Genomic DNA, 12,638 nt, shown 5'->3' with positions numbered 1-12,638 from the left:
GCCCTCCAGCGCCGATGGTACTGCACCCGGGAGGGTGTGGGAGAGTAGGACGCCGCCGGACATCTTCGGAGTCGAGGCCCACCCGTCCGGGTGGGCCTCGACCCGTATCCGGCCCCGGTTACCCCGGCCCCGGGGCGCATTGTCGCGGACCCCCGGCCCGGTTACCCCGGGCCCGCGGGCACGTCCCCGGACCCGGACCCGGGTGACCGCCGCGGCGCGGCCGCCCCAGGAACCGCAATGTCGCGAACATTGCGGCCTCGGGCGCGTGGCTAGCCGCAATGTTCGCGACATCGCGCGGATCTCGGCGCGCCGACGCCGCGCCGACGCCGCACCGGGCGCCGTCCGGACGGGCGGCCCAGGGCAGCGGGCAGCGCGCGGAGGCAACCGGCACGACGGGGGCCAACCGCAGGATGGGGGACAACCGGCACGACGGGGGCAGCGGGCACCCGGCCTTTTCCGGGGCGCCCCGTCGGACTGGTGCGGGCCGAACCGTCGTACGCGCCCGTCATGATCGGACCGTGGACGATACCTCGAACAGCATGTGTGGCCAGACCTCTGACCCGCGTGGTTCAGGAAGCCGGTGATCCGGCAGCCTCCCGCCGTCCGGCCGTCCCCGCGTCGGCCACGGCGGTGGCGAGCGTGCTGACCGCTGCGGAGGTACGGGGATAGCCGGGCAGTTTCGGCGGCGCACCGGCCGGTGCCGGCGTGTACCCGTCGACGGCGACGGAGATCCGGCCGAGGCCGTCGCGGAAGGTCCGGGCCAGGCCGGCGGGGGGAACCGGCCGGGACCGGGGTAGTGACAGCGCCAGGAAGGCCAGTTCCTCGATGGCGACCGTAACCGGCCAGCGCAGGTCGGTGTCGGGCGTGGCGGACCGGTCGTCGGCCAGGGCGTCGGTGTGTATCGCCCGCAGGGTGACGAGGTGTGTCTGGAGCTGGCGGCGCTCGTCGGCGAGGCCGTCCCCGTCACCGCCGTGGCCGACCCGGTCCTGCCGGTCGGCGAGCCACAGGGCCGCCAGGACCCGGTCGACCGACCGTAGCGTCCGGGCCTGTACCTGAGGCAGCCGTGCGGCGGTGGCGCGGGGCCACAGGACCGCCCGCAGCGCCAGGGCGAGGGCGGCCCCGAGCACGGTGTCGGAGAGCCGGGCGCCGATCATGGCGTTCACGTCGCCGCCGGGGCTGCCGATGTGGAACAGCACCAGTGCGAGCACGGTGATCCCGACGACCGCGATCCCGTAGCTCGCGGTGATGGTCATCTCGGCGATGAACTGGAAGACGGCGATGCCCGCCACGATCGCCACCCATGGCGGGTGCCCGGCCAGCAGGGCGTACGCGAGGGCCACCCCGGCGACGCTGCCGGCGACCCGGTGCACCGAGCGGCGGACCGTACCGGCGGAGTTGCTGGCCAGCAGTACCGCGGCGGCGGTGAGGCCGACCCAGTACGAGTTGGCCAGGCCGAGCGCCCGGCCGATGCCGGCGCCGACCGCGACCGCTACGCCGAGTCGGACGGCGGCCGGGAGGATGACCGACTGCCAGCGGGCCGCCGCCCGCACCTGGGGGAGGATTCCAGGCCAGGCGGGAAGTCCGGCCAACTCCTCGCCCCGCGCGGTGTCGGCGCCGCCGAGCGCCGCCCGTACCTTCCGTACGGCGTCGCGCAGCGGCGCATCACCGACGGTGGCGCCGGGCTCCGGCAGCGGCCGGTCCGGGACGGTGCCGCCGGTGACCACCGGGGCCAGGGAGCGTACGGCGGCGGCCCAGCGCGGGTCGAGCGGGGCGGACGCCTCCGACTGGACGTGCAGTGCCGCTTCGAGCAGGTCCTCGACGGCGGTCACCGTGCGGGTCAGCCGGTGGTCCGCGGGCAGCGCGCCCTGCATCGCGGCGCGGCGGGCCCGGCGCACCGCGGTCACGGCGGTGTGACGGGCGAGGCCGGCGTCCGGCCGGCCGGTACGGGCCAGGAGCGTCGCCACGGCGTCGAGCGCGGCCCGCACCGCCCGGTGTTCCGGGGCACGGTACCGGCCGATGGCCGGTGACATGCTGACCAGCCAGCCGATCGCCGCGCCGACGGCGGTCAGGCCGGTGTGCAGTACCGCCTGGCGCGCGTCGACCGGGATGCCGGTGGCGCTGAGGGTGGCGAGCACGATGAAGTACTCGCGGGGCGGCGGGACCTCGGCGGCCTGGCAGAGCAGGGAGGCCACCGCGGCGACCACCCCGGCTACCGGTGCGGCCAGCCAGCCCCGGGTGGATGTCAGGGCGCCGAGCAGGACGCCGAGGGTGATGCCGACGCCGATGCCGGCGACGAGCCGGCCGCGGTACCGGTACGGGAGGTCGGCGCCGTAGAAGCCGGCAAAACCGCCGACGGAGGCGAGGGCACCCCAGCCCGGATGGCCGATGGCCACACCGATGGCCAGCGGCAGGGTCATGCTCAGCATCGCGCGTACGGCAACGCGTACCCGGGCCGGGGCCGCCGCCCGGATGGCGATGGCGGTGGCGCGGACCCCGGTCGACGTCCGGCGGACAGCGCGCACCGGTGACAAGGCGCGGACCCGTGACAGGGCGCGGAGCGCGCCGGTGGTACGCCGGGGGAGGCTCGTGCGGGGTGACGGGTCCGGGCGGTAACGGGGTACGCTCACTCATATGAACGTACACCAGTCGTTTACCGGCGTACGACCGGTGGGCGTCGAGCAGGTGCGGGAGCAGTGGGCGGCCGTGCGCCCGGACCTGCCCACCGACCACCTGCCGCTGGTCGTCGCGCTCCAGCGGGTGGCGGCCGGGGTGCGCGCCGAGGCGGAATCCCTCATCGCCGCCGGTGGGCTCAACCGGGGGGAGTTCGACCTGCTCTGCGTGCTCCGCCGGCTCGGCCCCGGCGGGGTCACCCCGGCCGAGCTGACCGCGTCGACGCTGGTCTCCGCGGCCGGCACGACCAAGCGGCTCGCCGCGCTGGAGGAGCACGGCTGGATCACCCGGACCGCCGCGCCGCGGGACCGCCGCAAGGTGCTCATCCGGTTGACTCCGGACGGTCGGCAGCGCCTCGACGCGCTGCTGCCGCAGGTGTTCCAGGCCGAACGGCAGGCCCTGTCGCGGCTCAGTGCCGACGAACAGAGCGGCCTGACCGCGCTGCTGTCGCGCATCACGCCGTGAACGCCGTACCGCCCGGTACCCGAGAGTCGGGTACCGGGCGGTGCGGCTTGTTCGGTCCGGATCGGGTCAGCCGACGTGTACCGGAGCGTCGTGGCTGGGCAGGTCGTCCTTGCGTACGTTGATCAGAACGATGACGACCAGGGCCGACGCGACCAGGATGGCCGCGCCCCACCCGAAGGCGCGGGTGTACCCGTGCACCAGGCCCTCCAGCTGCACCTGCGGCGTCGGCGGCAGGTGTCCGGCGAGGTAGCTGGTGACGGCCGTGGTGTAGACGGTGTTCAGCAGCGCGGTCCCGAGCGAACCGCCGACCTGCTGGGTGGCGTTGAGCGTGGCGCTGGCCGCGCCCGCGTCGTGCTCGGGCACGCCGACCAGGGCCAGGCTGGACAGCGGGACGAAGGTGAGGCCGAGGCCGAGGCCGAGGAGCAGCTCGGCCGGCAGGACATGCGTGGCGAAGCTGGTCGACACGCCGATCCGGGTCAGGTAGAGCATCGCCGCGGCGGCGACCAGGCCACCCGCGACCATCGGCAACTTCGGGCCGACCTTCGGCATGAGCTGGCTGGCCACCGTCGCGGCCACCATGACGCCGGCGGTCACCGGCAGCGACGCCACGCCCGCCTTCAGCGGGGTGTAGTGCAGCACCACCTGGAAGTAGAAGGTGATGAACAGGAACGCCCCGAACAGACCGGCGCCGGTGAGCGTCGACGCGAGGTAGGCGCCGCCGCGGTTGCGGTCGAGCAGGATCCGCAACGGCAGCAGCGGGTGCGACGAGCGCAGTTCGATGACCACGAACACGGCGAGCAGCACCACCCCGGCGGCGATGAAGCCGAGCGTCGCGGTGGCGTCCCAGCCGTCCTCGGCGGCCTTCGTGAAGCCGTACACCAGCGACACCAGCCCCGCGGTCACCACGACGGCGCCCGGTATGTCGTAGCGGGTGTCGCCGTGTGCGCGGCTCTCGTGCACCAGCGGGACCGCCAGCGCGACCGCGATCAGCGCGATCGGGATGTTGACCAGCAGGCACCACCGCCAGTCGGCGTACTCGGTGAGCACCCCGCCCAGCAGCAGTCCCACGGCCGAGCCGCCGCCGGCGATCGCGCCGTACACCGCGAAGGCCTTGGCCCGCTCCTTCGCGTCGGTGAACAGCACGGTCAGCAGGGCCAGCGACGCCGGGGCCAGCAGCGCGCCGAACGCGCCCTGCAGCGCCCGCGCGGCGAACAGCAGCTCGCCGTTGGTGGCGAGGCCGCCCAGTGCGGACGCGACCGCGAACCCGACGGTACCGACCACGAACGCGCGCTTGCGCCCCCAGTAGTCGGCGATCCGGCCGCCGAGCAGCAGCAGGCCGCCGAAGGCCAGGGTGTACGCGGTGACGACCCACTGCCGGTCGGCGTCGGTGATGTGCAGGTCGCGCTGCGCCTGCGGTAGGGCGATGTTGACGATGGTGGCGTCGAGCACCACCATGAGCTGCGCGACCGCGATGACCGCCAGCGTGATCCAGCGGCGGGGATCGGGCGGTGCGGTGTCCGGTCGGCTCGCGGGCGCGGCGAGGCCTTCGGAGGTGGTACGGGGCACGTGCTTCCTCACTGTCGTCGTGCCGGTGGGCACTGTCGTCGTACCGGTGGGCACTGTCGTCGTGCCGGTCGGCGGCGGTGAACGGGGCGTCGCCGAGATCGATGCCGCAGCCGTTCGCGGTTCCTATCGGCGGGCAGGGCGAGCCCAGAAGAAGATAGCGATCACATCGCGTCCGCGCGGCGCATATATCGCGGGAGTGCGCCGGCCCGCCCGACCGTCGACGTGGTTTCGCCGGTTCGGCCGACTGTCAAGGGATAGAACGGCTGATACCGGTGCACTACGATGCCGGGATCCGCTCCCCGTCCGGTCCCACACGGCGCGGGGAGAAGCCCGCACCGGCGGGCGAAGTCCCGCCGAGGGGAGAAGGCGCGGCGGGGAACGGGCCTGGCGAGGGGAGAGCAGGTGCGGGAGTTGCCCTACGGCGAGTGGCCCTCGCCGATCAGCGCGGCCGACCTTGCCGACTCGGGTGTGACCATCGGGTTCGTCGCGGCGGTCGGCGACGAGGTGTGGTGGGACGAGACCCGGCCGCGCGAGGTCGGGCGGACCACCGTGCTGCGCCGTCGTGGCGACGGTACGACGGTGGAGGTCCTGCCCCGGCCGTGGCAGGCGCGTACCCGCGCGCACGAGTACGGCGGCCGGGCCTGGCTGGTGGTCGCCGGCACCGGCGGCCGGGGCCCGTCGCTGCTCTTCGCGCACTGGGACGACCAGCGGCTGTACCTGCTCGACGACGGCGCGCAACAACCGCGACCGCTGACCCCGCAGCCGGCCGGGCCGGGTGCCCTGCGCTACGCCGACCCGGTACTCGACGCCTCGCGGGGCGAGGTGCTCTGCGTCCGGGAGGCCCACCGGGACGGCCGGGTGGTCCGCCACGTCGTCGCCGTGCCGCTCGACGGCAGCGCCGCCACCGATGCCGGCCGGGTCCGCGAGGTGGCCGGCGGCAGCGACTTCGTCGCGTTCCCCCGGCTGTCGCCAGACGGCAGCCACCTGGCGTGGATCGCCTGGGACCATCCCCGGATGCCGTGGGACGGCACCGAACTGCGGCTCGCGCGCCTCGACGCGGGCGTGGCGACCTCGGTACGGGTGCTGCTCGGCGGCCCCGAGGAGTCCGTGCTGCAGCCGGAGTGGGCCGACGAGCGGACCCTGTACGCGGTGTCTGACCGCAGCGGCTGGTGGAACCTGTACCGGGTCGGGATCGACAGCGGCGAGGTACGGCCGCTCTGCGTGCGGGAGGAGGAGTTCGGCTTCCCGCTGTGGCTGCTGGGCCGGCAGTCGTACGCGCCGCTCGGCGACGGCCGGCTCGCCGTGCTGCACGGCACCGGCACGTACGCCCTGGGCGTCCTCGACCCGGCCACCGGCGTCCTCGACGACCTCGACCTTCCCTTCACCGTCTGGTCGTCCACGCTCGGCGTCGGTGCGGACGCCGTCGTCGGGGTCGCCGGCAGCGGCCAGGAGCCGCTCACCGTGGTCCGGGTACGGCCGGCCACCGGGGCGGTGGAGCGGCTGCGGCCCGCGCTGGATCGGCTGCCCGACCCGGCGTACCTGCCGCAGCCGCGCTCGGAGGCGCTGCCCGGTCCGGCCGGCCGGGTGGTGTACGCGCACATCTACCCGCCGCGCAATCCGCGGGCCCGGGCGCCGGAGGGCGAGCTGCCGCCGTACGTCGTGTTCGTCCACGGCGGACCGACCGGGCAGGCGTCGCCGGTACTCACGCTTGACGTCGCGTACTTCACCAGCCGTGGCGTCGGGGTCGTCGACGTCGACTACGGCGGCTCGGCCGGGTACGGCCGCGCCTACCGGCAGTTGCTCGCCGGCCGGTGGGGCGTCGTCGACGTCGAGGATTCGGTCGCCGCCGTGCGGGCCCTGGTGGAGCGGGGTGACGCCGACGGGGCGCGGCTGGCGATCCGCGGCGGCTCGGCCGGCGGCTGGACCACCCTGGCGGCGGTGACCTCCACCGACGTCTTCGCCGCCGGGGTGTCCTACTTCGGCGTGGCGGACGCGCTGTCGTTCGCCGCCGACACCCACGACTTCGAGTCGCACTACCTCGACGGGCTGATCGGGCCGCTGCCGCGGGCCCGCGCGCGGTACGTGGAGCGGTCCCCGCTGTCGCATGTGGACCGGCTGTCCTGCCCGGTGCTGCTGTTGCAGGGCTCCGACGACCGGGTGGTGCCGCCGTCGCAGTCGCTGATGGTCCGCGACGCCCTGGCGGCCAGGGGCGTCCCGCACGCGTACGTGGAGTTCGACGGCGAGCAGCACGGCTTCCGCAAGCAGTCGTCGATCATCGCCGCGCACGAGGCGGAACTGTCGTTCTACGGCCAGATCCTCGGCTTCGACCCGCCGGACGTGCCACGGCTGGAACTGTCCACGGGCGGCGCCACGTAGCCGTAGACCGGCCGGTCTACAGCGAGGCCGCCGGGTCCACCGGCCGGTCTACAGCCAGGCCGCCGGGTCCACCGGCCGGCCGCCCAGGCGTACCTCGAAGTGTAGGTGCGGACCGGTGGAGGCACCGGTCGACCCGACCCGGCCGATCACCTGGCCGGCGCCGACCTGCTGGCCGACGGCGACTCCGATCGCCTGCTGGTGGCCGTAGCAGGTGGTCAGCCGCTCCCCGTCGACCCGGCCGTGTTCGATGCAGGTGTAGTTGCCGTACCCGCCCGACCACCCGGCCTGCACGACCCGGCCCGGCGCGGCGGCCACGATCGGGGTGCCGGCCGGCGCGCCGATGTCGAGGCCGGCGTGCAACTGCCAGACATGGTAGTACGGGTCGAACCGGTTGCCGAACGGGCTGGTGACCGCGCCGGGTACGGGCCGCAGCAGCCTGCCGCCGCGGTACCCGGCCGGCGCCGCGGGCGCCACCGCCACGGCGGCCGTCATGGCCTGCCGCACGGTGCTGGCGACCTGCTGCTGGAGCGACCGCACCTCGTCCTGCCGCCGGTCGAGTTCGGCCTGGCCACCGGCGACCGCCGAGGTCAGGACGAGTACCCGGCCCTCCGGCGTGTTGACCGAGGTGCCGGGGTTCGCGGTGGTGGGCGCGGCGCCGGTGGCCGGTCCGGTGAGGAACGTGATCAGCGTCGGGACGGCGCCGAGCCGCTGCTGGGCGATGGCGAGGTCGGCGCGGGTACGGGCCAGCGTGTTCTGCAGGTACTGCACCCGGTGCTGCACCTCGTTGAGCTTCGCGATGAGCTGCGCCCGCGGCGTGGTCGCCGGATCGACCGGCGGCTGCGGGTACAGGTCGGCGCCGGGGTCGGCGGCGATGACGGCGGACGCGTTGTCGGTGGTGGCCTCCTGGGCGCTCGCCTGCGGGGGTGCGGGTACCGGACCGGCCGGGCCCGGTTGCGGGGCCGCGGGGCCGGTCACGGCCTCCCGCGCGCCGGTGGGCGAGCCGGCCGGCGGGGCGGGGACCGGGGCGGGCGTCGGCCGTACCGCCGGAGGCGTGCCGACCGGGGGCAGGGGGAGGGCGGGCAGGGGCGGCAGCGCCGGCGGCCGGGTGGTGGCCGGCAGCGGCACCGGCAGTGGCGGGAGGCTGGGCAGCAGCGGGCTGACCAGACCGGCAAGTCCGGGGCCGGGGCTCACGGCCGGGCCGGGTACCGCCCCGGCGTCGGCGCGGCCGGTGGCCGAGGTGACCAGCGCGGCCGTGACCGCCGCCGACAGCGCACAGGCGGTACACCATCGTGAATGCCTCATTGCCAGCGCCTCTCGCCACAGTTGGGTCCGTCGTACCTATATCGAGGCGGGTACCCCGCGTGTCACATCCGTATCCGCCGATAGGCTCCGGATCCACCGTTCAGGTGCGGCGCCGCCGGCGACGGACGACCAGCAGCGCGGCGGCGCCGCCGGCCAGCGCGAGTACCGCGACGATGACCAGCTCCGCGGTGCCCACCTGGGACATGCCGGATGCCCGGCCGGATGCGGTCGGGCGGGCATCCGGCACCGGGCCGCCCGGGGGCCCGCCGATCGGTGCCGTGCTCGCGCCGGTCACCAGGTACGCGTTGCTCACGACGTTGTTACCCGGGTCCGCGTCGACCGCGCCCAGGGTCACGTTGGCGAGGTTCTGCACCACGGCGCCGGGCGCGCCGCCGGCGTGGACGATGCCGGCGACCGTCACCTTCGGCGCCGGGTTCGCGTCGGAGAACGCCACCTCGCCGAGGTCGCAGACGACCGTCAGCGCCGTGACCACGGGACAGGTTCCCGCGGTGGCGGTCGCCGTGACGCTGTCGAGCTCCACCGTGGTCGCGAAGGTCACCCGTACCGCCGCGACGGTTCCGGGTCCGGTGCTCGACAGCGTGATGGTGTGCGTCACCGCCTGGCCGGGTGGCGCGCCGAACGGGGTCGAGGTCAGCACGGGTACGACATCGACGCCCACCGGCGCCGCCGCCACCGGTGCCGCGCCGGCCAGCACGGTACCGGCTAGGACCGTGCCGGCGGACAGGGCCGGCAGGGCACGCATGATCCACATTCCGGCACTCTAGCCATAGGCATACCTAGATCACCGGACCGCCCGGCTACGTATACGTCGCGCCCGCGGATACGTCACCGCTGCCGGTGCGGGCGCACCCCTCGTGGGTGACGCTTGGGTAGGTTCCGAGCGAAGGGGAAGAACGATGCTGAGCCACCCCGACGACCTGCTGGTCGTCGTGCGCCAGCGGCAGCGCGAGCTGGTCGCCCAGGCCGACGAACGGCGGCGGGCCAGGTCCGCGCGGCGGCGGAGGCGCCTCTGGTGACCGTGGCGGGCGCCGGCCTTCCTCCAGTCGGCCGGCGCCCGCCGGTGCCCGGAACCGTCGATTCCTCCGGTCACTCGTCCGGGTGTACCCCGACGTCGATGCCGGGGCGGCGCGGCGGCGACGGTCGTACCGCCCCGCGCGTCGACGCGCACCGCCAGCGACCCACCGGCCCGTGTCCGGGCCCACCGGGCGGGAGCGTCACTCAAGGCTCGGTGACCAGCGACGGGGCCCGGACCGCCTCCTGCAACGGCCTACGCGGCTCCTCCAGTTCGGCGAGGGCGCTGATGTCGCGTGGGACCAGCGAGTCCACTGCCCAGTCAACGAGCACCCGCAGCTTCCGCGGCCTGCTCGGCAACCGTAGCCAGTGGTAGAGGCGGTGCAGGGTCCAGGCCGGACGCCCACGCAGGCGCACGTCGTACACCTGCGCCACGCCTGTGAGCCGGCCGAGGCCGACGACCGTGATCGGGAGGCGGTGCGCGTACGGCTTCGGCGGGCCGCTGTGCCGCCGGCCCCGGATCTCGGCGACGAGGTTGTCGGCGAGCCGGCGGGCCTGTCGCTCCGCGTGGTCCGCGGTGCGCGGGCACAGCGCGTTCGGATTGTCGCTGGTCAGATCCGGTACGGCCGCGCAGTCGCCGCCGGTCCACGCCCCGGGTACCCCGCGCACCCGCAGGTAGGCGTCGGCCGGCAGCTGTCCCCGGTCGTCGCGGGGCAGGTCGGTGTGCTCGAGAATCGGGTGCGGCCGCAGTCCGATCGTCCAGACCAGGGTGTTGGCCTCGACGAGGTCGTCGGCGTAGCGGCCGGGGCCGAACCGGATCCGGCCGGCGACGCACGAGGCGATGGTGGTACCGAGCCGGATCTCGATGCCCTGGCTGCGCAGCAGCCGCGTGGTGTACGCGCTGAGGTCGGGGCTGACCTCGGGCAGGATGCGGTCGCCGGCGGTGACCAGGATCCAGCGCAGCTCCGCGGCGTCCAACTCGGGGAACGCCTGGATGGCGGTCTGCGACAGGTCCGACAGTTCGCCGAGCGCCTCGACGCCCGCGTACCAGCCGCCGACGACCACGAACGTCAGGGCCCGCCGCCGCATGTGCGGGTCGGTCGTGGAGTCCGCCAGCGACAGTTGGGTGATCACGCGGTTGCGCAGGAAGACCGCCTCGCCGAGGGTCTTGAAGCCGACGGCCAGTTCGGCGAGCCCGGGGATCGGTGTGGTCTGGGAGACCGAACCGGGTGCCATGACCAGGTGGTCGTACTCGATCCGGCGGTGCTGGCCGTCGACCAGCTGTACCTCGGCCGTGCGGTCGGCGTGCCGCAGCGTCATGACATCGCCGCTGCAGATGTGGAACCGGGGGAGCAGCCGGTGCAGCGGGACCGTCACGTGCCGGGGCTCGACGGTGGCCGCGGCGACCTCCGGAAGCAGCGGCACGTACGTCATGTAGGACCGGCTGTCGATCAGTGTCAGGTCCGCTTCCTTGGGTAGCAGCCGGTCCTGTAGCCGCTTGGCCGCGTACAGACCGAGATGGCCCCCGCCGATGACGAGGATGCGAGGCTTGCGTCCGGTCAGCGCGGGCATCGCAGACGTGCCCAGCGCCGGTGCGCGTCGCGTGCGGTCACCGGACAGTAGGTCATGACGGTTCCTCCCGGCCGGGTCACCCGTCTGCGATCATTCCGATCAGGTCACCTGTCGTAACCATTGCAGTAACCGTCGGTAGGGTGCCTCACCCGCGACGGGTGGTCCGGCCGCCGGTGACGGCGGCCCGCGCATGTCGCTGTGGGTGTTGGGTAGTGGACGGAGAGCCACCGTCGAGGTGAGGACTCACGATCATGGCTCACCGCATCCTCCACCGGAGCGCCGCCGACCGGAGTCGCCGGTCGCGCCACGAGACGCCCGCCGAGGGCCGACCGGCCGACCGCGCCGAGGACCGCACGGACAGTAGCGCCGAGGACCGCACGAACAGTAGCGCCGAGGAGCACACGGACAGCCGCGCCGAGGACCGCACGGACGACCGGCCGCGCGTACCGCGCCAGCGGGACCGGCGCGCCGAGCAGGTACCCGAGCGGCCGACCGCCCAGCAGGGGCCGTCCGGGCCGACCGAGCTGGGGAAGAGGTCCTGGTGGGAGGTGCTCAAACGCACGGCCAAGGAGTTCCAGTCCGACAACCTCGGGGACTGGGCCGCCGCGCTCACCTACTACGGCGTGCTGTCGATGTTCCCGGGCCTGCTGCTGCTGATCTCCGTGCTGCGGCTGACCGGCCCCGGTACCACCGCGGCTCTGATCAACAGCGTCACCGGCGTCGCCCCGGGACCGGCCCGGGAGGTGCTGCGGTCCGCCGCCGCCAGCTTGGAGCGGGGCCAGCAGACCACCGCCGGTGCGGTCGCGGTCATCGGCCTGGTCGGCGCGCTGTGGTCGGCGTCCGGGTACATCGGGGCTTTCATGCGCGCCTGCAACTCGATCTACGACGTACCGGAGGGCCGCCCGACGTGGAAGACCCTGCCGATCCGGCTCGGAGTGACCGTCCTGATGGTCGTCTTCCTCGCCGTGATCGCCCTGTCGGTGGTGTTCACCGGCACCCTGGCCGGGCAGTTTGGCAAGCATCTGGGGTTCGGCACGGGTGCCGTACGGGTCTGGGACATCGTCAAGTGGCCGGTCCTGGTCGTCCTGGTCAGCCTGCTGTTCGCGGTCCTGTACTGGGTCGCGCCCAACGCCCGGTCGGGCGGCTTCCGCTGGCTCACCCCGGGCGGCCTGCTCGCCGTCGCCGTCTGGCTGGTCGCCTCCGCCGGATTCGCGCTCTACGTGGCCAACTTCGGCTCCTACAACAAGACGTACGGCAGCCTCGCCGGTGTGATCATCTTCCTGGTCTGGTTGTGGATATCCAACATCGCGATCCTGCTCGGTGCCGAATTCGACGCCGAGTTGCAGCGCAGTCGGGCAGCCCAGGCCGGTCATCCGCCGGACCGGGAGCCCTATATCGATCTACGTGACACCCGCAAGGTCCACGACGCCGAGCGGCGCGACAGCGACCTCGGGTGAGAAGCGGGGGCCGACGCGCCCCGCGGCGGGTCAGGCGCCGGCACACCTCGACGGGCACCTCGCGTGACCGCTGCGCGGACGCGCGGCACCGTGTCCGTGGACGCGTGGCACCGTGTCCGTGGACGCGCGGCACCATCTCCGTGGACGCGCGGCACCGTGTCCGTGGACGCGCGGCACCGTGTCCGTGGACGCGTGGCT

8 protein-coding genes are annotated in these 12,638 nt (G+C 74.2%); 3 read left to right on the top strand and 5 right to left on the bottom strand.

The window, feature by feature from the left end:
- Positions 1-569: 569 nt before the first annotated feature.
- Positions 570-2,627 (bottom strand): FUSC family protein, encoded by a 2,058-nt coding sequence (locus ACNTMW_RS33010; protein WP_426637986.1) that lies wholly within the window; start codon positions 2,625-2,627, stop codon positions 570-572.
- A 4-nt stretch (positions 2,628-2,631) separates the two neighbouring features.
- On the opposite strand from ACNTMW_RS33010, the gene ACNTMW_RS33005 reads away from it, so the two are divergent.
- Positions 2,632-3,135 (top strand): MarR family winged helix-turn-helix transcriptional regulator, encoded by a 504-nt coding sequence (locus tag ACNTMW_RS33005; protein WP_426637985.1) that lies wholly within the window; start codon positions 2,632-2,634, stop codon positions 3,133-3,135.
- 66 nt (positions 3,136-3,201) lie between these two features.
- Here the strand turns inward: ACNTMW_RS33005 and ACNTMW_RS33000 are convergent, their stop codons facing one another.
- Positions 3,202-4,701, bottom strand: a complete 1,500-nt coding sequence (locus tag ACNTMW_RS33000) for an MFS transporter (protein ID WP_426637984.1) — start codon at positions 4,699-4,701, stop codon at positions 3,202-3,204.
- A gap of 402 nt (positions 4,702-5,103) precedes the next feature.
- On the opposite strand from ACNTMW_RS33000, the gene ACNTMW_RS32995 reads away from it, so the two are divergent.
- On the top strand, positions 5,104-7,077 hold the full coding sequence (locus tag ACNTMW_RS32995) for a S9 family peptidase (protein WP_426637983.1): 1,974 nt from the start codon (positions 5,104-5,106) through the stop codon (positions 7,075-7,077).
- 48 nt (positions 7,078-7,125) lie between these two features.
- Here the strand turns inward: ACNTMW_RS32995 and ACNTMW_RS32990 are convergent, their stop codons facing one another.
- The 3 genes from ACNTMW_RS32990 to ACNTMW_RS32980 form a co-directional block, all read right to left on the bottom strand.
- Positions 7,126-8,379, bottom strand: a complete 1,254-nt coding sequence (locus tag ACNTMW_RS32990; protein ID WP_426637982.1) for a M23 family metallopeptidase — start codon at positions 8,377-8,379, stop codon at positions 7,126-7,128.
- 100 nt (positions 8,380-8,479) lie between these two features.
- The gene (locus tag ACNTMW_RS32985; protein ID WP_426637981.1) at positions 8,480-9,151 is read right to left on the bottom strand and encodes a hypothetical protein; all 672 of its coding nucleotides are present in this window, start codon (positions 9,149-9,151) and stop codon (positions 8,480-8,482) included.
- A gap of 467 nt (positions 9,152-9,618) precedes the next feature.
- The gene (locus tag ACNTMW_RS32980) at positions 9,619-10,983 is read right to left on the bottom strand and encodes an NAD(P)/FAD-dependent oxidoreductase (RefSeq protein ID WP_426637980.1); all 1,365 of its coding nucleotides are present in this window, start codon (positions 10,981-10,983) and stop codon (positions 9,619-9,621) included.
- Positions 10,984-11,234: 251 nt separating this feature from the next.
- On the opposite strand from ACNTMW_RS32980, the gene ACNTMW_RS32975 reads away from it, so the two are divergent.
- Entirely contained in the window at positions 11,235-12,440 is a 1,206-nt protein-coding gene (locus ACNTMW_RS32975; RefSeq protein ID WP_426637979.1) for a YihY/virulence factor BrkB family protein, read from the top strand.
- Positions 12,441-12,638 lie beyond the last annotated feature (198 nt).

This window comes from Planosporangium spinosum (genome assembly GCF_049999945.1).
GTDB lineage: Bacteria > Actinomycetota > Actinomycetes > Mycobacteriales > Micromonosporaceae > Planosporangium > Planosporangium spinosum.
The sequence above is the reverse complement of the archived record's forward strand: the minus strand, read 5'-3'. Positions and strand labels throughout refer to the sequence as shown.